Origin of the sequence: Chryseobacterium edaphi (assembly GCF_025628985.1) — a bacterium.
Classification (GTDB): domain Bacteria; phylum Bacteroidota; class Bacteroidia; order Flavobacteriales; family Weeksellaceae; genus Chryseobacterium; species Chryseobacterium edaphi.
The window spans coordinates 485,488-506,426 of the sequence record NZ_JAOTEM010000001.1; the positions used below are offsets into that span (position 1 = coordinate 485,488).

General features: G+C 33.5%; 18 protein-coding genes. 10 read left to right on the forward strand and 8 right to left on the reverse strand.

All coding sequences use genetic code 11. The annotated features are described in order from the left end of the window. Nucleotides 1-22: 22 nt before the first annotated feature. From NZ698_RS02300 to NZ698_RS02320, 5 genes are all read right to left on the reverse strand, one after another. Nucleotides 23-658 carry a phosphoribosylanthranilate isomerase gene (locus tag NZ698_RS02300; RefSeq protein ID WP_263001456.1) on the reverse strand — a complete coding sequence of 212 codons (636 nt, stop codon included), beginning with the start codon at nucleotides 656-658 and terminating at the stop codon, nucleotides 23-25. Next, on the reverse strand, nucleotides 655-1,431 hold the full coding sequence (gene trpC, locus NZ698_RS02305; protein WP_263001458.1) for an indole-3-glycerol phosphate synthase TrpC: 777 nt from the start codon (nucleotides 1,429-1,431) through the stop codon (nucleotides 655-657). Before trpC ends, NZ698_RS02300 begins: the two co-directional genes overlap by 4 nt. A gap of 184 nt (nucleotides 1,432-1,615) precedes the next feature. Continuing rightward, nucleotides 1,616-2,602: an anthranilate phosphoribosyltransferase gene (gene trpD, locus NZ698_RS02310; RefSeq protein ID WP_263001460.1), complete on the reverse strand. Its 987-nt coding sequence runs from the start codon at nucleotides 2,600-2,602 to the stop codon at nucleotides 1,616-1,618. A gap of 18 nt (nucleotides 2,603-2,620) precedes the next feature. Further along, nucleotides 2,621-3,214 (reverse strand): anthranilate synthase component II, encoded by a 594-nt coding sequence (locus tag NZ698_RS02315; RefSeq protein ID WP_263001462.1) that lies wholly within the window; start codon nucleotides 3,212-3,214, stop codon nucleotides 2,621-2,623. Between the two features lie 17 nt (nucleotides 3,215-3,231). Continuing rightward, a complete protein-coding gene (locus tag NZ698_RS02320) occupies nucleotides 3,232-4,656 on the reverse strand; it encodes an anthranilate synthase component I family protein (protein WP_263001464.1) in 1,425 nt (474 codons plus the stop codon). Between the two features lie 345 nt (nucleotides 4,657-5,001). Here NZ698_RS02320 and NZ698_RS02325 point away from each other — a divergent pair, with 345 nt between their 5' ends. The 5 genes from NZ698_RS02325 (at nucleotide 5,002) to NZ698_RS02345 (ending at nucleotide 10,098) form a co-directional block, all read left to right on the forward strand. After that, nucleotides 5,002-5,217, forward strand: coding sequence for a hypothetical protein (locus NZ698_RS02325; protein WP_263001466.1), 216 nt, complete (start codon nucleotides 5,002-5,004; stop codon nucleotides 5,215-5,217). Continuing rightward, entirely contained in the window at nucleotides 5,217-5,579 is a 363-nt protein-coding gene (locus NZ698_RS02330; RefSeq protein ID WP_263001468.1) for a c-type cytochrome, read from the forward strand. Before NZ698_RS02325 ends, NZ698_RS02330 begins: the two co-directional genes overlap by 1 nt. Before the next feature lie 3 nt (nucleotides 5,580-5,582). Continuing rightward, nucleotides 5,583-6,509, forward strand: coding sequence for a 23S rRNA (adenine(1618)-N(6))-methyltransferase RlmF (rlmF, locus tag NZ698_RS02335; RefSeq protein ID WP_263001470.1), 927 nt, complete (start codon nucleotides 5,583-5,585; stop codon nucleotides 6,507-6,509). A gap of 340 nt (nucleotides 6,510-6,849) precedes the next feature. Next, nucleotides 6,850-8,550 carry a lysine--tRNA ligase gene (gene lysS / locus NZ698_RS02340; RefSeq protein ID WP_263001472.1) on the forward strand — a complete coding sequence of 567 codons (1,701 nt, stop codon included), beginning with the start codon at nucleotides 6,850-6,852 and terminating at the stop codon, nucleotides 8,548-8,550. Nucleotides 8,551-8,655: 105 nt separating this feature from the next. Next, entirely contained in the window at nucleotides 8,656-10,098 is a 1,443-nt protein-coding gene (locus tag NZ698_RS02345) for a T9SS type A sorting domain-containing protein (RefSeq protein WP_263001474.1), read from the forward strand. 3 nt (nucleotides 10,099-10,101) lie between these two features. On the opposite strand, the gene NZ698_RS02350 is transcribed toward NZ698_RS02345, so the two are convergent. After that, nucleotides 10,102-10,572, reverse strand: coding sequence for a hypothetical protein (locus NZ698_RS02350; RefSeq protein WP_263001475.1), 471 nt, complete (start codon nucleotides 10,570-10,572; stop codon nucleotides 10,102-10,104). Nucleotides 10,573-10,707: 135 nt separating this feature from the next. Here NZ698_RS02350 and NZ698_RS02355 point away from each other — a divergent pair, with 135 nt between their 5' ends. Beyond that, on the forward strand, nucleotides 10,708-11,526 hold the full coding sequence (locus tag NZ698_RS02355; protein ID WP_263001476.1) for an OmpA family protein: 819 nt from the start codon (nucleotides 10,708-10,710) through the stop codon (nucleotides 11,524-11,526). A 1-nt stretch (nucleotide 11,527) separates the two neighbouring features. Here NZ698_RS02355 and NZ698_RS02360 read toward each other — a convergent pair whose 3' ends face one another. Then, nucleotides 11,528-12,541 (reverse strand): cytochrome d ubiquinol oxidase subunit II, encoded by a 1,014-nt coding sequence (locus tag NZ698_RS02360; protein WP_263001478.1) that lies wholly within the window; start codon nucleotides 12,539-12,541, stop codon nucleotides 11,528-11,530. Next, on the reverse strand, nucleotides 12,538-13,881 hold the full coding sequence (locus NZ698_RS02365) for a cytochrome ubiquinol oxidase subunit I (RefSeq protein WP_263001480.1): 1,344 nt from the start codon (nucleotides 13,879-13,881) through the stop codon (nucleotides 12,538-12,540). Before NZ698_RS02365 ends, NZ698_RS02360 begins: the two co-directional genes overlap by 4 nt. Before the next feature lie 231 nt (nucleotides 13,882-14,112). Between NZ698_RS02365 and gyrB the strand changes: the two genes are divergently transcribed. The 4 genes from gyrB to NZ698_RS02385 all read left to right on the forward strand — a co-directional run bounded on the left by gyrB (nucleotide 14,113) and on the right by NZ698_RS02385 (nucleotide 20,939). Continuing rightward, a complete protein-coding gene (gyrB, locus tag NZ698_RS02370) occupies nucleotides 14,113-16,047 on the forward strand; it encodes a DNA topoisomerase (ATP-hydrolyzing) subunit B (RefSeq protein ID WP_263001482.1) in 1,935 nt (644 codons plus the stop codon). A gap of 146 nt (nucleotides 16,048-16,193) precedes the next feature. Then, nucleotides 16,194-18,086 (forward strand): DUF3858 domain-containing protein, encoded by a 1,893-nt coding sequence (locus NZ698_RS02375; RefSeq protein WP_263001484.1) that lies wholly within the window; start codon nucleotides 16,194-16,196, stop codon nucleotides 18,084-18,086. A gap of 2 nt (nucleotides 18,087-18,088) precedes the next feature. Continuing rightward, the gene (locus NZ698_RS02380) at nucleotides 18,089-20,026 is read left to right on the forward strand and encodes a DUF3858 domain-containing protein (RefSeq protein WP_263001486.1); all 1,938 of its coding nucleotides are present in this window, start codon (nucleotides 18,089-18,091) and stop codon (nucleotides 20,024-20,026) included. An 82-nt stretch (nucleotides 20,027-20,108) separates the two neighbouring features. Continuing rightward, a complete protein-coding gene (locus tag NZ698_RS02385) occupies nucleotides 20,109-20,939 on the forward strand; it encodes an RsiV family protein (RefSeq protein ID WP_263001488.1) in 831 nt (276 codons plus the stop codon).

Genomic DNA, 20,939 nt, shown 5'->3' on the forward strand with positions numbered 1-20,939 from the left:
TTTTTTAAGCCTTGTCAAGGTTTTAAACCTTGACAAGGTTGATAAGTTTTTTTATTTTCTCAACATCCTTATTTCCCGGTTCGGTTTCAAATTTTGAATTGATGTCTAATGCAAAAGGTTTTTTATTTAATAGTTCAATGTTTTCGATATTTTCCAAAGAAACTCCGCCGCTTAAAAAATAAGGAATTGGGATTTCAATTTTGTTTAAAATATTCCAATCGAAGGTTTTTCCTGTGCCACCGAAAGCTTTTGAATCTGTGTCGAAAAGTAAATGATTGTTGGTTGATCGTTGTCTGTTGATGGTTTTTTGCAGTTCATCGGAAGATTGGTTTCCAAGTCTGATTACTTTTATAATTTTTATATTTTCACTTAAATTTTGTCTTAATCTTACAATGAAATTTTCATTTTCATCTCCATGAAGCTGGATGAAATTCAGATTTGCCTTTTCTGCAATTTCTATTATTTGATCTAAATTTTCATTCACAAAAACACCGACTTTTCCAGAATGATTTATTTTTGAAATTTGTTCTAAATTTAAATGATCCAAAACATATCTTGGTGATTTTTCATAAAAAATAAAGCCCAGAAAATTCACATTCATAGAAATCAATTCATGAATCTGATCCAATTTTGTTAAGCCGCAAACTTTGAGTTTCATGATATTTTATTTATAAATTCTTCAAAAGCTTTAGCAGGATTTTCACTTTTCATAAAATATTCTCCCATCAAAAAACCGTCAAAGCCTTTTTCTTTTAGGTAATTAAAATCTTCAGTATTATAAATTCCGCTTTCTGCAATTGATAAAACGTTTTTTGGAAGCTGATTTTTCAGATTGACAGAATGTTGTAAATCAACTTTGAAATCTTTTAAATTTCTATTGTTGATGCCTACAAAATCAATGTTTTTGTTGATATGTTGAAGTTCTTCTTCTGTATGAATTTCCAATAAAACTTCAAGACCCAATTGATGGGATAATTCTGTGAACTCAAGAACCTGAGAAGTTGAAAGACAAACAGCGATCAGCAAAATAACATCTGCTCCGATACTTTTTGCTTCGTAAAATTGATATTCATCAATCATAAAATCTTTTCGAAGAATCGGAATATTGATTTCTCTTCTTACTTTTAAAATATCATTAAAATTTCCTCCAAAAAAATCTTTATCAGTTAAAATGGAAACCGCACTCGCTCCGAAGTTTTCATAAGCAGAAACAACTTCTATAGGAGAAACCGTATCATTAATTATTCCCTTTGACGGAGACTGTCTTTTAAACTCGGCAATAATTCCGGATTTTGATTGTAATGTTTCTTTTAATGATAAAGTATTTCTGTTGAAAAATTCTGAATCTTTCAATTGCTGTAAGGTAATTTTAGATTTTGATTCTTTAATTTCCTGTCTTTTTCTCTCTATAATTATATCTAAAATATTCATTTCCGGTAATAGGTTTCTAATTCTTACACATTGCGACCCGGCTTGAGTGGAGCTCTTTTACAACGATGGCTGAGCGGAGCCGAAGCCATTGTTGTAAAAAGCGGGAACGGAAGACGGAATTTGTCGCCCTAAAAAATATATTTAATTGACTTTCGATGAAGTCAAATTGTCGCCATAAAAAAAATTAATGAATTAAATTATTCAAACTTCTCAATGCTTTTCCGCTTACCAGACTTTCCTGAGCAAGAAGAAGACAATCTTCGTAATTTCCAAATTTGTTGGTATGATGGAGTGCAACTGCAGCATTGGCAAGAACCACCGCATTTTGCTCAAACGTTCCGTTTCCTTCTAAAATATTTCTGAAAATTTTTGCAGATTCGTAAGGAGTTTCTCCGGCAATGATACTTTTAGGATCTAACGTATTAAAACCTAAATCTTTCGTGGAGTAAATTTCTTCGCTGTTTTTAGTGATGATTTTGCTGTCGCTCGTTAAACTTATTTCGTCATAACCATCTAATCCATGAACGATTGTGAACTCTCGATTGTCTTTTTGAAGTAGATATTGATAAATCCTTGCGATTTCTAAATTGTAAACTCCGATCACCGAAAATTGTGGTTTTGCAGGATTCACCAAAGGTCCTAGTAAATTGAAAAAAGTACGTAAACCTAATGATCTTCGTAAAGCTCCCACTGATTGCAAAGCGGGATGAAAATAGGGTGCATGCAAAAAACAGATGTTTGCTTTTTCTAAATCTTTATTCAGACTTTCTGAATCATTATGAAACTGATAACCAAGTTCTTCCAAAACATTTGAAGAGCCTGTAATCGTTGATGCACCGTAATTACCGTGTTTGGTCACTTTTTGTCCGGATCCTGCAATGACAAAACTTGCTAAAGTAGAAATATTGATGGTGTTTTTCCCGTCACCGCCTGTTCCGACAATATCCAAAGCATCGCTAGCATCGATGTTTACAGGAACCGCCATTTGGAGCAAAGCCTGTCGGAAACCTTCAAGTTCGTTGAGAGTGATATTTCGCATCAGAAAAACAGTGATAAATGCTGTAACTTCTGCTGTATTGAATTTATTTTGAGCAATCTCAATCATAATCGCTTTTGCCTCAGATTTTGACAAAGTGTGATGAGTGAATAGATATTCTAAGATTTCTTTCATGAGTTCGAAAATTTAAAATTAATTCAAAAGAAAATTTCTGATAATCACTTCTCCTTCGGGTGTCAAAATACTTTCAGGATGAAACTGAACTCCGTGGACATCGTAGGTTTTATGTTGCAAAGCCATGATCATTCCGTCGTTGTCGATTGCGGTAATTTCTAATTCGTCAGGAAAGTTTTCATTATTCACCGCCCAACTGTGATATCTTCCAACTTCAATTTCTTCGGGTAAATTTTTGAAAAGCTTTACATCTTCTTTTATCGTTTTTGAAGTTGTCGCCACACCATGAAAAATCTCTGAAAGATTGATCAGATTTCCACCAAAAGCCTCTGCAATTGCCTGTTGACCAAGGCAAACTCCAAGAATGCTTTTCGTTGGAGCATATTTTTTAATTAAATCCAATAAAATTCCGGCTTCTTCAGGAATTCCGGGACCCGGAGAAAGGATTATTTTGTCGTATTTTTCTATTTCTTCGAGTGAAATTTCATCGTTTCGATAAACATCAACTTTCTCATTGGTGATTTTTTCGATCATCTGAACTAAGTTATATGTGAAACTGTCGTAGTTGTCGAAGACAAGAACTTTAGTTGATGGTTTTATAGTATTTGTCATTTTATTTTCTTTAATAATTAATTAGCAACCAATTTCTCTGCTTTCTCAACTGCTTTTTTCAATGCATTCAGTTTATTATTAACTTCTTCCAACTCATTTTGAGGGATTGATTTTGCCACCAAACCAGCTCCGGCCTGATAAAACAAAGTATTGTTTTTGCTTAAAAAAGTTCTGATCATAATCGCCTGATTGCAATCTCCGTTTAAACCAATCATCCCGATGCAGCCACCGTAATAACCTCTCGAATCTTTTTCGTATTCATTGATCAGTTCAAGCGCTTTATATTTTGGTGCTCCGCTCAAAGTTCCCTGTGGAAAAGTTGCGGAAACAATTTCAAACGGATTTGTATTCTCTTCCAAATCTGCAGTCACTTCACTTACCATATGAATTACGTGAGAAAAGAGCTGAATTTCTTTCAGTTTTGTAACAGTAACATTTTTTCCAAGTTTTCCGAGATCGTTTCTTGCTAAATCTACCAACATGGTGTGTTCGGCATTTTCTTTGGGATCTTTTTTTAACGCTTCAGCGGAAAGCAGATCGGTTTCAAAATCGTTGGTTCTTTTAAATGTTCCTGCAATGGGATGAATGATTGCTTTGTTGTTTTTAATAATCAGTTGACTTTCAGGACTTGAACCAAATAATTTATAATTCCCGTAATCGAAAAAGAAAAGATAAGGTGAAGGATTGATATTTCTCAAAGCACGGTAAACATTGAATTCATCACCTTTAAATTTCTGTTCAAATCTTCTGCTTAAAACAAGCTGGAAAACATCACCTCTCATACAATGTTTTTGGGCAAGCTTGACCAATTCAAGATACTCTTCGTCACTAAGATTTGATGTTTCTTCATCAATTTTTTCAAAAGGAAAAACGACGGAATTTTTATTTTTAATTAAATTTTCCAACGTGTAGGCTTCAGATTTTACGCCTTCAATTTCATTTTCTATCAAATGCATTTCGTCATTGTAATGATTGATTGCAATGACGTACTGATACAATCTATAACGGAGAATCGGGATTTCAACTTCTTCACTTTGTGGTTTAAAATCAATTTTCTCAAAAAGCGGAACGGCATCAAAACTTGTGTAGCCAAAAAGACTCTGAGCGGTTTCTTCTATTTTCTCATTGGTTTTTTCACAAACAAAGACTTTTGAAAAATCATTAAGCAAATCTGTCACTTTGATATCTTCTAAAGTTCTTTTCTCCGGATTTTCATTTGGAAATTTTATTTCAAATTCGTGATGATTCCTAATCTCAATTCCGGCAATGGCATTGATGGCAATAAATGAGAAATTGTTATCAGTGCTTTTGATGTCCGAACTTTCGAGTAAGATAGTGTCTCTGAACTTGTCGCGGATCTGAAGATATATATTCATCGGTGTCTGAAGATCGCCCAATGACTTTCTGGATGTGGTTTTTATGTGAATTTTGTTGCTAAACATTTCGATTTTTTTAAATAATTGACAAAAAAAAGACTTCAACGCAATCGTCAAAGTCTATATATGTTCTATAATATTCCTGTTGTATTTAGCAACAAGACAATAGCTTCAGACCCGACGAAGAGTTTGATTGCCACCACCAAAAATTGTTGCTTGTATCTAACATATGACAAATGTAGATAATTTTTTTATATCAAAAACAAAAATCGGAGAAAATTTAATTATGATTTAAAAAAGGCTTGAATTCTCTTATTTGAAAGTTTATTTTTATATTTTTGTCAGCAATTGAAAAGCGATGAAATCGTGATTCGGTTTCATTTTAATAATTAGAAAAATAAATATTTATATATGAAAAAAGTATTAGCAATCGCATTGATCGGAAGTTTATTCGCAGTTAGCTGTTCAAAAAAAACAGACAAATCTTTACAAGACAGTAACACAATGTTAGAAGAGCCTGCAGCTCCTACTGTACCAGCTGATTCAACAGCAAAAACTGAAACTGCTCCGGCAACTGCAATTCCTGCTCCGTCACCGTCTACAGATTCTACGGCATCAAAAAAATAATGAAAAAACTGTTTTTAACGGGACTGGTAAGTTTGCTTATTATTTCCTGTTCAAAGAAAGAAAATTCAGAGATACAACCTTCATCAGATGCTTCTACACCTATCGCGACTCATGTTTCGGGACAGAGTTTAGTAGAAGGATCTGACTGTATGGCGTGTCATAATGCAGATGAACGTTTGATCGGACCTTCTTATAAAGAAATTGCAGCAAAATATTCTGAAAAGGATATCGAAATTTTGGCTTCAAAAATTATTGAAGGCGGAAGTGGAGTTTGGGGAAGTGTTCCGATGCAGCCTCATCCGCAAGTGTCGAAAGCAGATGCCAAAAAAATGGTGGAATATATTTTAAGTCAGAAAAAATAATTCATGACCACCGAAAAATCAGGACTGCACACAAGAAATTTACACCGAAATTCTTATGATTTTGAACAACTGATTTCCTGTGTGCCGGAACTGAAACATTATGTTTTCAACAATGCTTATGGGAATTTAACCATCAATTTTAGCATTCCAAAAGCGGTGAAATTGCTTAATAAAGCTTTATTACAACATTATTATCAGGTGAAAAACTGGGATATTCCCGATGGAAATCTTTGTCCACCAATTCCGGGACGTGCAGATTATATTCATTACATTGCTGATTTACTGGCAGGAAATTCTAAAGAAGTCCCGAAAGGTTTATCTGTAAAAGGTCTAGATATTGGAACCGGAGCCAATTTAGTGTATCCGTTGATTGCTCATCAGTCTTATGGTTGGAAAATGATAGGAACAGATATCAATCAAAAATCTTTAGGTAATGCTCAGAAGATTTTAGATGAAAATCCTGAAATAGCAGAAAATATTCAGTTGAAATTCCAGCCGGATTCAAATTTTATCTTTAAAAATATTTTCAACTCTGAAGATAAATTTACTTTTTCCATGTGCAATCCGCCATTTCATGATTCTGAAGAATCTGCGATGAAAGGTAATCTTAGAAAGACAAAAAATCTTAAAAATTCGAAAGTTCAAAAACCCAATCTCAATTTCAGCGGACAACAATCTGAACTGTGGTGCGAAGGTGGTGAACTGGCTTTTCTCTCTAAAATGATTCAGGAAAGTGCTTTATATTCGACTCAAATTCTATGGTTTACGTGTTTGGTTTCAAAAAAGGAAAATTTGTTTAAATTAAATTCACTTCTTAAAAAGGTTCACGCTTTGGAAGTAAAAACGATTGATATGGCTCAAGGTCAGAAAGTAAGCAGAATTTTAGCGTGGACTTTTGTTAATAAAGAAAAAAGGAATAGTGAGTTCTAATTTTTTTATTTGGGCAGCTTAATCCGCCTTCCACTCCCGCTTTTTTCTGTCATTGCCTGCGACTACGTTCAGTCAACGCCAAAAAAAGAGCTCCGTTCAAGTCGGGCTGCAAGTGATTCATTGTCAAAATTCTATACCTTTGGAGAGATGGCGAAAATTCGAAAGAATTTTGACGGGGTGGTTTAAAAAGATTTAAGTGTTCATCAAAATTTAAAGTTGAAAATCCTAATCAACTTTAAGTAAAATAAAAAACTTTTGTCACTTTATGGTTTAAATAAAATTCCAGTTTCATAAACGTTTAAAATTCACTATTTTTGCAATTCGAAAAAATTGAATTATAATGCAATTATCAGAACAGGAAATCATTAGAAGAGAAAAGCTGACTAAGCTTGTTGAAATGGGAATCAACGCATTCCCGGCAGAAGAATACACGGTTACAGATACTACAGAATCTATAAAACAGGATTTTTCTGAGAGTAAACAGGTGAAGATTGCGGGCAGATTGATGTCTCGCCGTATTCAGGGGAAGGCTTCTTTTGCTGAATTGCAGGATTCTAAAGGAAAAATTCAGGTGTACTTCAACAAAGACGAGATCTGTACAGGAGAAGACAAAACTTTATACAACGATGTTTACAAACACCTTTTAGACATCGGCGATATCATCGGTATCGAAGGAGAACTTTTCACAACTCAGGTTGGAGAAATGACGGTTTTGGTAAAAAACTTTACGCTTTTAACGAAAACTTTAAGACCACTTCCTCAGGCAAAAACTGATGAAAATGGAGTAGTACACGATGCTTTCAACGATCCGGAATTAAGATACAGACAGCGTTATGTAGATTTAATTGTAAATCCTCAGGTAAAGGAAACTTTCGTGAAGAGAACAAAAATGTATACGGCAATGCGTCAGTTTTTCAATGATGCAGGTTATATTGAGGTAGAAACTCCGGTTTTACAGGCTATTCCTGGTGGAGCAGCCGCAAGACCGTTCATCACGCATCACAATGCTTTGGATATTCCTTTATATATGAGAATTGCTAACGAACTGTATCTTAAAAGACTGATCGTTGGTGGTTTTGATGGAGTATACGAATTCTCGAAAAACTTCAGAAATGAAGGAATGGACAGAACGCACAACCCGGAATTTACAGTAATGGAAATCTATGTTGCTTACAAAGACTATTACTGGATGATGGATTTCACCGAAAAAATGATAGAACATTGTGCAATTGCTGTAAATGGAACGACGAAAGCTCAATTTGGTGATCAGGAAATTGACTTCAAAGCACCTTATGCACGAGTTTCAATGACGGAAGCAATCCAAAAATATACAGGCTTCGACATTACCGGAAAAACTGAACAGGAATTGTTTGATTTTGCCAAATCTATCGGAATCGAAGTAAACGAAACGATGGGTAAAGGGAAATTAATCGACGAAATTTTTGGTGAAAAATGTGAAGGAAACTTTATTCAGCCGACTTTTATTACCGATTATCCTGTTGAGATGTCGCCTTTAACCAAGAAACACAGAAGTCAGGAAGGTCTTACCGAGCGTTTTGAACTGATGGTTTGCGGTAAAGAAATAGCCAATGCATATTCAGAATTAAATGACCCGATTGACCAGAGAGAGCGTTTTGAGGATCAGTTAAAATTAGCTGAAAAAGGAGATGATGAAGCAGGACAGTTCATTGACGAAGATTTCCTGCGAGCTCTGGAATACGGAATGCCACCAACTTCAGGAATGGGAATCGGAATGGACAGATTGATTATGTTCTTAACGAATAATGCATCTATTCAGGAAGTATTATTCTTCCCACAAATGAAACCGGAAAAAACCGTTCCTCAGGTAGAATTGGGAGAAGACGAAAAAGTGATTCTTGAGATTTTAAACTCCCGTGAAGAAGAATTTTCTTTAGCTGAAGTAAAAGAAAGAAGTCAGTTGTCAGGTAAAAAATGGGATAAAGCTTCTAAAACTTTGACGAAACATAATTTGGTGAAGGTGGAGAAGATTGATGAAAATGTTTTGATGAAGCTGGTTTAAAACCACTTAGAATCAAATAAAAATAAAAAAGCGAACTAAAAGTTCGCTTTTTTCATTGTGGTGTGATAATATTTATTAAATTTACCGCAATAAAAAACACATTTAATGAAAAAAATAATGACGGCAGTTCTCGCACTGCATTTTGCGTATTCTTCCGCGCAGATCACTCTTACAAAAGATTTAAGTTTCGGAAATAGTGGAGTTGCAGAAATTGGTACAATGACCAATTCGATGTCACAGCTTTTTCCTTACAATACACCAACATTTCAAGGGGATAAATTGTTTTTAAATCAACCGATCTACAATAGCTCCAATAGTTTTATCGGGAGGAAATTTTTCAGACTTAATAATAATGGAACACCAGACTTTACGTTTGGAACCAGTGGAGAAATTAGTATCCTATCCTCCAATTATGAGTCAGATAGTTTTTATTCAGACTTCAATAAGTTTTATTTGAATTCTGGAGAAAAATATCTTTCTAACGGACAAGCAGATGCTGGATTTGGAAATATTAATTCGGCACTGACTACACCTTATCATCATTATAAAATTGTGTTACCTGATGGAAAAATAATTTCAAGAAATCAACAAAGTATCAGCAAATATTATCCTACAGGTTTACCTGATCCCGCTTTTGGAAATAACGGAGTTCAAGCACTTATTTCACCTTTGGAAAATACTAATACTAGTTTTGGAGATCTTATTTATTATGATAATGAATTTTTATACGAAGTTGTAATTGCTTCAGGTGAACAGCGCTACATAAGAAAAATCAACTACAATACGGGAAATTTAGATACTTTGTATGGTCAAAACGGTTATTCACAATCTTTAAATACTTTTAATACTTCTCTGGCACATTGGGGAAGTTCGTCTGTTCCTCAAAATAATACATCTTTTATTCATAATTATAAAAATGGAGATAGCGGTCAATTAACAAAAACCAATTCTACCGGTAATTTGGATAATAATTTTGGAATTAATGGTAAGATTGATTATGCTGATTCATATGTATTTAATGGGGATAATTATAGCAGTGCAGAAAATAAACCGCTTTTATACGGTAATTATATTTTCTTACTTTCTGCTTCATACGACTTAAATGGAACTGCTAATCCAACAAAAATAGCATTTAGGGGATATGATCAATCTGGAAATCAAATTTCAATTAATGGAAATGTTCATCATATATTACAAGAAATAAATTCAGCGGATACTTTTCACACATTAATTAAAGATAATTATTTGTACATTTTCTATGGAAATAAAATTTCAAGATATATTTTTAATCAGTCTACATTATCAATAAATACAGTTATGAAAAATGAAGATTCAATAAATTTTAGCAACCCCTTCAAAGATGAATTGAATCTGAAAACTGATGAAAAAATAAAGTCTACTGAGATCTATGATGAATCGGGAAGATTGGTTTTAAAAGATAATACTACAAAAAATATTGACACATCAAATTTGCAAAAGGGGATTTATTTCATCAAAATAAATACAGAATCAAATCAAGTAATTTCTAAAAAAGGGATTAAAAATTAAATTTTATTTAGTTGAATGATCTCTAATTAATATTAAATTGGAAATATCAGTCATTCCTTGTTCTACATCATATGTTCGCCAATAACTTGGTCCAACAGAAGTTACAGAAAGTTCTATAGTGTTATTGTCAAGAGTTTTTATAGTAATTGTACCTTTGGTAAATTTGCAATTTTCACAAGAAGAAAGTCCTGCTTCCTCAACAACAATGGTAAATGTTTTTTCTGTGCTTTCCATTATTTTACTTTTTGTCACATAAAATCTGTCATTTGTGAAGTTTGTTAAAGTGAAATTATACGAGTCTTTAAATCTAGGGCTATTTGAAACGTTTAAACTAACAACATATTTTTTACTTTTTTCTTCAAAATTACCTTTCCAGATTCCTTCAATTTGTTTGTAATGGTTATCTATATTTTGAGAAGAATAAGAAACAGAAATCAGTAAAGTGATAATTAATAAATAGTATTTTGCCTTCATCATTTTGTTTTAAATATTAATAACTAAACAGTAAAATTAGAGAAATAGAATTTTAAATTTCAAAATTACAGGTCATATTTATAACAAATTATAAATTATTTTTCACAATTTCACGTTTACTAACAAACAAGTACGATGAAAGCAATTTTGATCTTAATTTTCTTTTCTATAATGGTGAATTCACAAATGATGACTTCACTATATTTCAAAAATAATAGTTACGAACTTAATCAGGAATCGAAAGCGAAACTTGATAGTTTATCTCAATTAAAAAGCAATCTTACATTCAGAATTTTTGGAAATTGTGATCTTTCAGGAAATGCTGAACTCAATAAAAAATTGTCAGAAAATCGTGCAAATAATGTCAATGAATATTTAAAAACAAAAATCGGAAACAATATAAAATTGAAAAGTGCAGTTGGTTTAGGGGTCGAAAAACAAATCAACGATAACAGTACTGAGAAACTACGCAGCAAAAACAGGAGAGTCGATATTTTTATTGAAAAATATTTTGCTCAGGGAGAAAAAATTTCACGTAAAATGTTACCGAGCTTTTTGAGTACAAAAGTGGCTCAAATGAAAGTAAAAGATACTTTTTCTTTACCAGATGTCAATTTTATTGGTGGTCGTCATGTCTGGCTCTCAAGTGGTAATTCAAATCTCATGAGATTATGGAAAATTTTAAAAGAAAATCCTTCATTAGAAGTAGAATTGCAAGGTCACATTTGTTGTGATTATGATAATTTTGATGGTGAAGATTCAGATTTAGGAACTTTTAATTTATCGTGGACAAGAGCAAATGCCATTAAAGAATATCTTTTAAAACAAGGCATAGAATCTACAAGAATAAAGGTCAATGGATTGGGACATCTTAACCCGGTTATATATCCTGAAATTACAGAAGCAGACCGAGTTAAAAATAGAAGGGTAGAATTGGTTTTATTAAAAAAGTAGCTTAAATTTTTTTGTTGGATGCTTTTGTAAACGAAAACATTAAATAAAATAAAAAAGGTAAGATAAATAAAGAACCCAAAATCAAAGCCCAACCCAATGCTGTGATCGTTTTCGGAGCCGCAATATGTTTCAGTAAAGAAAGATGTTCGCCGTTACCTAACAAGATAATATCTGGATTGTGCTGATAAGTTGCTGCAACCAAAATCATTATGATTTGAAAGCCTGCCAATGCTCTTACCGGAAGTAATTTTCGTTTGTGCATCGCTCTTAAAATTAAACCTAAAGAAACAGTTGCAAATGATATGGACATAATTCCCAAAGGCTTTGAAAAAATCCATTTTGCTAACGGAATATCAGAAAAATGAGCGGCAGAAAAGACCAGTAATCCCGTTACAACTACAAAAATCATTGTTTGGTGTGATTTTTTAATCATCAAACCCAATTCTAATCTATCGGTTGTTTCTCTTAATGAAAAAATTGAAGCAAGATATGCACAAAGTGATACGGTAAATAATCCTACAGCAACTCCGAACCAGTTTAGCCAACTGAAAATATAAAGATCTAAAAAATTATCTGCATCAGGATTGATCGATTGTGAGACGGTCGCTGCTGCAATCAAGCCTAAGAAAAAGGGAGTAATTAAACTTGCATAATAGAAAATTTGTGTATAAATAATTTGCCATCGATCTTCAACCGCATCATAATGTCTGAAAGTAAATGCCGTTCCTCTTGCGATAATTCCTACAAGCATTAAAACCAAAGGGATATGAAGGTAAGTAGACATCGTTGTATAGATTTCAGGAAAACCGACAAAGAGAATCACAATTGCAATAATCAGCCACATGTGATTGGCTTCCCAAACTGGGGCAATCGATTCGTACATTATTTTTTCTGTGTACTTTCTGTTTTTTTCTTTGGTCATCAATTCAACAATTCCGGCTCCGAAATCTGCACCGCCCAGAATCATGTACAGACATACCGAAAGCCATAGAAAACCTATTACAACGTAGATCATGATTTTTTGTTTTTAGAGTTAAACTGAGGATCTGTATGATCGTAAAGTCTTGGAACCATTTGTATTTGTCTTTTTAAAAGGAAAATAATAATTAATGATAATGAAATAAAAATAGCCGTGAAAAAGTAAAATGAATATTGAATTCCCGGCATCGGCGTGACTGCATCGGCAGTTCTCATAATTCCGTAAATAATCCAGGGTTGTCGCCCGACTTCTGTGACAGTCCATCCTGCTTCCAAAGCAATATATCCGAAAGGTGTTGCGAAAAGAAAAGTTTTTAACAACCAGTTTTTATTCAGCCAGTCTTTTTTAAAGAATAAAGAATACAAATAAAGACTTCCGATGCAAATCATCACAACTCCAAAAAAAATCATGATCTGGAAAGCGTAATGTACAACGGCAACAGGAGGCCATTCGTCTTTTGGAAAATCGTTTAAACCTGTTACTTCGGCATTAAAATCATTTGTTGCCAGAAAACTTAAAACTTTTGGAATTTTTAAAGCATAATTAATTTCACCTTTTTCTTCATCAGGAACTCCGCCGATAACGAAAGCTGCGCCTTTTTCAGTTTCAAAATGTGCTTCCATTGCTGCTAATTTTATTGGTTGTCTTTCTGCAACAGATTTTGCGGCAACATCACCGCTCAATGGAGCCCCGAAAGCACCTACAAGTGCAAAAGCTGCTGCGATTTTAAAAGCTTTAGTATGAAATTCAACATTTTTCTTTCTCATAATTAAAAATGCATGAACTCCTGCAACGGCAAAACCTGTCGCACAAAAAGCAGCAACTGTCATATGCAAAGCTTGTGGAAACCAAGCTTCATTGAACATCGCTTTAATAGGATCGATATTTACGTATTGTCCATTGATATAATCAAAACCCGTAGGTGAATTCATCCACGCATTGGCTGCAACAACTAAAATTCCTGAAGCTAAACCACTTAACCCGACCAAAAATCCGCAAAACCAATGAAACCATTTATTAAATTTATCCCAACCGTAAAGGAAAAATCCGATGGCGATTGCTTCAATAAAAAATGCCGTTCCTTCAAGAGAAAATGGCATTCCGAAAATGGGACCTGCGTGTTTCATGAATCCTGGCCAAAGTAGTCCCAATTCAAAAGAAAGCATCGTTCCCGAAACAGCTCCTGTTGCAAATAGAATCGCAACTCCTTTACTCCAGGCTTTTGTGAGACCTTTGTAAATTTCGTTTCCGGTTTTCAGATATTTCCAGTGTGCAAAAGCCATCAAAAATGGCATTACCATTCCAACGCAGGCAAAGATAATATGAAAGCCAAGTGAAAGTGCCATTTGAGCGCGTGCTGCAATGAAATCGTCCATAAAATTTATTTTTCACTTTAAAGTTAAGGATAAATTTCTGAGCTGAAATATGATTTAAAACATTCGGAAGTTTCAGGATTTTCGTCTTAACTTTGATAGTTTTTTATCTGAAAAAATAGCTTGTCAGCAATAAGAAATCAAACGTATTTTTGATACTTTTTAGCTTTGATAAGTCGAAAAAAATCACGATATTTGTAGGTCTTTGCATTAAGCAAATATTTCAATTTTAATATGAGTCAAAAACAATATACAGCTAGTAGTATCCAGGCATTAGAAGGCATGGAGCACGTTCGTCTAAGACCATCTATGTACATTGGTGATGTAGGAGTAAGAGGTCTTCATCATTTGGTTTATGAAGTAGTAGATAACTCTATTGACGAAGCTCTTGCAGGATACTGTGATACAATTTTAGTAACAATTCATAAAGGAGAAAGTATCTCTGTAAAAGATAATGGTAGAGGTATTCCTGTAGATTTCCACGAGAAAGAGCAAAAATCTGCTTTGGAGGTTGTAATGACCAAGATCGGAGCGGGTGGAAAATTTGATAAAGATTCTTACAAAGTTTCCGGTGGTCTTCACGGTGTTGGGGTTTCTTGTGTGAATGCACTTTCTACTTTATTGGTAGCAACTGTAAGCCGCGACGGTAAATTATACCAACAAAAATATTCTGAAGGAAAAGCTTTAGCAGACGTTGCTGAAATTGGTACAACAGATGACAGAGGAACTGAAGTTTTTTTCCAGCCGGATGGTACTATTTTCCAGGAATTGGTTTATAATTATGATACTCTTGCAGCAAGAATGCGTGAGCTTTCTTTTCTTAACAGAGGAATCACAATCACTTTGGTTGACGAGAGAGAACCGAATGAAGACGGATCTTTCGCTTTCGAAGTTTTCCATTCTGAAGGTGGTTTGAGAGAGTTTGTAGAATTCATCGACGGAAACCGTGAAGCGATTATGGAAAACGTAATTTTCATGGAAGGTGAAAGAGATGACATTCCTGTTGAAGTTGCGATGCGTTACAATACTTCTTTCAGTGAAAACTTACATTCTTATGTAAATAATATTAATACTCATGAAGGTGGAACTCACTTAGCAGGTTTCAGACGTGCTTTGACGAGAACACTTAAAAAATATGCGGATGATTTAGGAATTCCGGCAAAAGAAAAAGTTGAAATTACCGGAGACGATTTCCGCGAAGGTTTGACGGCTGTGATTTCTGTAAAAGTAATGGAACCTCAGTTTGAAGGACAGACTAAGACAAAATTAGGTAACTCTGAAGTTTCCGGTGCTGTTGATAAGATCGTTGGTGAAATGTTGACCAACTTCTTAGAAGAAAATCCAAACGAGGCTAAAATAATCGTTCAGAAGGTTGTTTTAGCTGCAAAAGCAAGACAGGCTGCGAAAAAAGCCCGTGAAATGGTTCAGAGAAAATCTCCGATGGGAGGTTCTGGTTTACCGGGAAAATTATCTGACTGTTCATCAAAAGATCCTGCAGAATCTGAATTATTCTTAGTCGAGGGAGATTCGGCAGGTGGAACTGCAAAGCAGGGTAGAGACAGACATTTTCAGGCAATCCTTCCGTTGAGAGGTAAAATTTTGAATGTTGAGAAATCAATGCTTCATAAAGTTTATGATAACGAGGAAATCAAAAATATTTATACAGCTTTAGGAGTTTCTGTAGGTACAGAAGAAGACAGTAAAGCTCTGAATATGGCGAAGTTAAGATATCATAAAGTTGTAATCATGACCGATGCCGATATTGATGGTTCTCACATTTCTACTTTGATTCTTACCTTCTTCTTCCGTTTCATGAAAGAAATGATTGAGAACGGATATATTTATATTGCTCAACCTCCTTTGTATTTATTAAAGAAAGGAAACAAAAAAATATATGCTTACAACGAAAAAGAGCGTGAAGAGTTTACTCTAGAAATGGCTCCAGACGGAAAAGGTGTTGAGGTTCAACGTTATAAAGGTCTTGGGGAAATGAATCCTGAGCAACTTTGGGAAACTACATTAAATCCTGAACACAGAATTCTGAAGCAGGTTACAATTGATAATGCTGTAGAAGCAGACTCAGTTTTCTCAATGTTGATGGGTGATGAGGTTCCGCCAAGAAGAGAATTCATTGAAAAGAATGCAAAATATGCGAAAATTGATGTTTAATCATCCTTTCTAAATAATATTTTAAAGACTCCATTTTTTATGGAGTCTTTTTTTTGAACTTTAATATTTTTATTTCTCATATTAATGATAATTATTTAACATTTTATTAAGAATTTTTATATTTTTGGGGAAATTAAATAACCATGATGAAAATTCTTTGCTTAGGTGCTTTTTCTTTAGCATCAATGTATTATTCGCAAAGTTATCCGGTCTCCGAAATCAGTGAAAATCTGAAGAAAAATGCAAGTGTCGTTATTCGTAATGAGAGTACAATTGTAGAGATCAATAAAATTGACGAAATTGTCTACAGAAATCTTTCTGTAGTGACGATTTTAAATAAAGATGCAGTAAGCTATTCTGTTCCAAAGATTTATTATGAAAAAGGAGACGTTGTCTCGAATGTAAAAGTTACGGTTTTTGATGATAAAGGAACTAAAATAAAAAGCTTCTCAAAAAGTGATTTCTCTGATGTGGCAGCCAATTCTCAAGGAACTTTTTATTCGGAAAGCAGAGCGCTTGTTTTGCCTTATACGCCAACCTCTTTTCCTTATACAGTTGAGTTCAGCTATGATCAGAAAGATCAGAATACCATTTTTATTCCTGATTTTGTACCATTTAATTCCTACAATATTTCTCTTCAGAAAAGTAGTTTTAAAATTATCAATAAATCAGGAATCAATCTTCGATCAAAAACTTACGATTCACCATTTAAATATGCCTCTGCCGAATTTCAGGATAACGGAAATGAAAAAACATATACTTATCAGAATATTCCTGCAATAGAAAATGCAGAATTGGTTCCTAATCCGCAGAAAATTTTACCAAAAGTGAGTTTTTCTTTAGATCAATTTAGTTTAGTTGGCAAAAAAGGAAATATTACTTCGTGGAAAGACTTCGGACTGTGGTACTACAACAATCTTTTGACGCCCGTCTCTGTTTCTACACCTCAGATCAAATCTGAAATTGCAGCTTTAAATTTGTCAGGAAGTACGGAAGATAAAGTGAAAAAAATCTTTCAGTATATGCAGAGTAAAACAAGATATATTTTTGTTGCTTTGGGAATTGGCGGTTGGCAACCGATGATGCCGGATGAAGTTCAGAAAAAAGGTTATGGTGATTGTAAAGGACTTTCAAATTACATGAAAACTCTTCTTGACGAGGCAAAAATCCCATCTTATTATGCAATTATCAATTCCAATTCTTCACCGATAAGTTTTGATGTAGATTTTCCTAAAATGGCTGGAAATCATGTGATTTTGGTCATTCCTACAGAAAAAGGAAATATCTGGCTGGAAAATACTTCGCAGGATATTGCTTTCAATCATTTGAGTTACAGTACAACAGACAGAAATGTTTTGGCAGTGAAATCCACAGGAATTGATATTATGGAAACTCCATCTTACACTTCTCAGCAAAGTAAGGAGAAACAAATGCTGAATATTCAGATCAATCCTGATAAAACGATTTCAGGAAAGGGAAAATTTACCTATACCGGAAACCAGTATGATTTTAATTTGGCTTACGTTTCACTTTCTCAAAAAGATAAAAATGAAGCGGTAAAATCTAAATTTTCAAGTCTGAACTTTGAAAATGTGGAGATGAATAATTTTATTAACAATAAAGATGTGGCTTCTATTGATTTTGATTTAAATTTTAAAGCTTCCAATTATTCTAAAATGATGGGCGACAGTTTTATTTTCAGGGCTGTACCGATTTATACCACAGGTTTTTATCATACTGATGAAAACCGTCAACTGCCTTTCGAAAACCGATTTTCGTACGAAGATGAGTATGAAATTGTATACCAAATTCCAGCAAATTACACCGTTGAAGAAATGCCTTCAAACGGACTTTTAACTTCAGATTTCGGAACTTATCTTCTTTCATTTGAGAAAAAGGAAGATAAAATTATCGTTAAAAGAAATGTAAATATTAAAAAAGGCATTTACTCTAAAGAAAAATATAACGATTATATCAATTTCAGAAAGAAAATAATGAACGCCGATAATTCGAAAATCCTAATATCCAAAAAATCATAAAAATGAGAAAAATACTCTTAGTTGTTTTTATAAGTCTGGTTAGTTCGGGTGTTTTTGCACAGAATCATGAGTTCGTCAAAATGCCTAAGTTTATGATTGAAGATTTAAAAAAATCAAAGTCAAACATTGATGAAAAGGCTCCCGCAGAAATACTTTACCGTTCTATACATTACCGTGTAGATCCTTACAACGGGCAATTGATTAAAAAATATGCGTACAGAGTTAAGGTTTACGATAAAGATAAATCTGAAGATTGGTTGAATCTCGAAATCCCATTGCGTGAGAGTACTTCAGGAAGCCGAGAGACACTCAATTCTATAAAAGCTTATGTTTACAATCTTGAAAATGATAAAATAGAGGAAACCAAAGTTGATAAAAGTTCAAAATTTAAATCGAAGGAGAATAAATATACGACCGTAAACAAATTCGCGTTTCCCAATATCAGGAACGGTTCGGTGATTGAGTATCAATATGAAATTATTTCGCCATTTTTATATGAAATACCTGTGATTTATATGGAATTGGATACTCCATCAATGTATTCTGAATATGTATTAGACGCACCTACCAATATGTCTTATCATATTGATTTTACAGGAAGTTTAAAACCAAAACATCAAAAGGTGGGCGAAGAGTTTTTATACGGAGCAGATTCTAAAACATACAGATTTGCCTACGAAAATGTAAAAGCTTTTAAAGAAGAAAAATATGTAAAAAATAGTGACAATTACAGAACCAAAATTCGTGCGGAGTTGCATTCAACGTTTTTCAATAATGGTCTGAAGACGTACACATCTACTTGGGAAGATATTAGAAAAAGCCTTTGGGAAAATGAAGAATTTGGTTTGCAATACAAAAGAGAAAAATTGGTAAAAGACTTGATTCCCAAAAGTATTTCTGAAGAAAAAGATGAATTGAGGAAAGCTAATTCTATTTTTGATTTTGTTAAAAATTCTTACACCTGGAATCAAACGTACGGTTTCTACACAGAAAATGGTATTAAAGAATTGGCAAAAACGAAAACAGGAAATACCGGCGATCTTAATCTGATGCTGATCAATATGTTGAGAGCTGAAAAACTAAAAGCCTTTCCAATTTTGATCTCTACGGTAAAAAACGGATACGTAAACCTTACATTCCCAAACATCGGAAATTTTAATTACGTAATCGCAGCAGTCGAAATTGATAAAAATATTTATCTTTTTGATGCAACTTCCAAACAATCAAAAGAAGGTATTCTTCCCGGCAGAGTATGGAATAGTAACGGACTTTTGCTAAGAGACGAAAAAGCGGAAGTAATTTCATTGAATAACATCAAAACCAGTTATTCTACGCACACAACAAAAGCGAAAATAAATCCTGATGGCACTGTAACGGGACAATATCAAGATCAGGATGAAGGTTTGCTGGCCTTAAATGCAAAGGAAAATTTTGACGAAAACCCGGATAAATATACAAAACAGTATAAAGAAAGTTTTTCTGTCGACTTTTCAAATATCAGTTCAAGAGTTTTAGATACCGGAGAATTCAGATCTACAATGAACTTTGCTTCTAGTAATTTGATGGATGATCTTGGAAAAAGAAAAATCATCAATCCTCTATTATTTTTGCATCAGACAAGCAACGATTTTGATCAGCAGGAAGAAAGAAAATACATGATTGATTTTATTTCGCCGATCAGTAAAACAAAAATTGTAGAAATAGAAATTCCTGAAGGTTATGAAGTTGCAGATTTACCGAAAAGTAAAAAAATCGTAACAGAAGATAAAGAAATAAGCTATTCTTATATCGTAGAAAAGAAAGATAATAAGATTCTTACGGTTGCCAAATTTGAAATTGCAAGTGCAGATTACCCGAAAGAATATTACCCGGCATTCAAGCAAATTTGGAAAGTAATCTCAGACAGCGAAAATCAGGTGATGAGTCTGATTAAAAAATAACTTGTTAAAATTACAAACGAAATAAATTAAAAACCATTCATCTTTTGAATGGTTTTTGTATTGGTAAGCGAAATAATTAATTATGAAAAATACAATCGCAGTTCTGGCACTATCTGCAATTTTTACGATAGTAGCCTGTAAAAAAACAGATTCTCAAAATGCCAAGATCAATACAAAAAAAGAAGTGAAAGCGCCGGAGAAATTTGTAGTAGATTCTGTTAAATTAAATGATTCCACAAAAATCAATAATTTACTTTCCCTAAAGTATGAAGCTAAAGTGCTTGTTTTTCCGACCATCAACGACAAAGCACTTTTAGACAGTATTTATTATGATAAAAAAGGAATTACAGACTTTTCAAAACAAGGTTTACAGACTTTTTTAGATAAAGATAAAAATGACTATTTTGCATCTGTAAAAGATAAAAATAAAGATTGGATTGCCGATGTGAGCTATCAGCAAACCTGGAATACAGGATCTTTCATGAAACTGAAATCAAATACAAATGATTTTCTTCAGATTGAATATATGTACTCCTCTTACGAAGGTGGAGCACATGAAAATTATGGCTTTGCTGAACGGATTTTTGATTTGAAAAATAAGAAAAGAGTTGTTTTGAAAGATATTACAACAATGCCGAAAGCAAGATTAGAAGCGATTTTATTAAAAAACATCAACAACATTCCAAGTGGGACCACTGATTCTCAGGGAGTGGTAAAAAATTCAGATATGCTTTTACTTGAAGCAATTCCGGCAAATGATAATTTCTATTTTGATGAAAAAAACCTGTATTTCCATTACAGTCCTTACGAGATTGCAGCTTTTGCGGCTGGAAACATTGTAATTCCTGTTTCTTGGGAAGAACTGAAAGGAACGTTGACTCCAAAATTTAAAGAAAGAATGAAAATTAACTGA

What these genes read in the sequence shown, in the direction of transcription:
- NZ698_RS02330 (WP_263001468.1), top strand. Translation starts at nt 5,217, where the DNA reads ATGAAAAAACTGTTTTTAACGGGACTGGTAAGTTTGCTTATTATTTCC.
- NZ698_RS02325 (WP_263001466.1), top strand. Translation starts at nt 5,002, where the DNA reads ATGAAAAAAGTATTAGCAATCGCATTGATCGGAAGTTTATTCGCAGTT.
- lysS (WP_263001472.1), top strand. Translation starts at nt 6,850, where the DNA reads ATGCAATTATCAGAACAGGAAATCATTAGAAGAGAAAAGCTGACTAAG.
- NZ698_RS02375 (WP_263001484.1), top strand. Translation starts at nt 16,194, where the DNA reads ATGAAAATTCTTTGCTTAGGTGCTTTTTCTTTAGCATCAATGTATTAT.
- rlmF (WP_263001470.1), top strand. Translation starts at nt 5,583, where the DNA reads ATGACCACCGAAAAATCAGGACTGCACACAAGAAATTTACACCGAAAT.
- NZ698_RS02300 (WP_263001456.1), bottom strand. Translation starts at nt 658, where the DNA reads ATGAAACTCAAAGTTTGCGGCTTAACAAAATTGGATCAGATTCATGAA.
- trpD (WP_263001460.1), bottom strand. Translation starts at nt 2,602, where the DNA reads ATGAAAGAAATCTTAGAATATCTATTCACTCATCACACTTTGTCAAAA.
- NZ698_RS02380 (WP_263001486.1), top strand. Translation starts at nt 18,089, where the DNA reads ATGAGAAAAATACTCTTAGTTGTTTTTATAAGTCTGGTTAGTTCGGGT.
- NZ698_RS02365 (WP_263001480.1), bottom strand. Translation starts at nt 13,881, where the DNA reads ATGGACGATTTCATTGCAGCACGCGCTCAAATGGCACTTTCACTTGGC.
- NZ698_RS02315 (WP_263001462.1), bottom strand. Translation starts at nt 3,214, where the DNA reads ATGACAAATACTATAAAACCATCAACTAAAGTTCTTGTCTTCGACAAC.
- NZ698_RS02355 (WP_263001476.1), top strand. Translation starts at nt 10,708, where the DNA reads ATGAAAGCAATTTTGATCTTAATTTTCTTTTCTATAATGGTGAATTCA.
- NZ698_RS02345 (WP_263001474.1), top strand. Translation starts at nt 8,656, where the DNA reads ATGAAAAAAATAATGACGGCAGTTCTCGCACTGCATTTTGCGTATTCT.
- trpC (WP_263001458.1), bottom strand. Translation starts at nt 1,431, where the DNA reads ATGAATATTTTAGATATAATTATAGAGAGAAAAAGACAGGAAATTAAA.
- gyrB (WP_263001482.1), top strand. Translation starts at nt 14,113, where the DNA reads ATGAGTCAAAAACAATATACAGCTAGTAGTATCCAGGCATTAGAAGGC.
- NZ698_RS02320 (WP_263001464.1), bottom strand. Translation starts at nt 4,656, where the DNA reads ATGTTTAGCAACAAAATTCACATAAAAACCACATCCAGAAAGTCATTG.
- NZ698_RS02385 (WP_263001488.1), top strand. Translation starts at nt 20,109, where the DNA reads ATGAAAAATACAATCGCAGTTCTGGCACTATCTGCAATTTTTACGATA.
- NZ698_RS02360 (WP_263001478.1), bottom strand. Translation starts at nt 12,541, where the DNA reads ATGATCTACGTTGTAATAGGTTTTCTATGGCTTTCGGTATGTCTGTAC.
- NZ698_RS02350 (WP_263001475.1), bottom strand. Translation starts at nt 10,572, where the DNA reads ATGAAGGCAAAATACTATTTATTAATTATCACTTTACTGATTTCTGTT.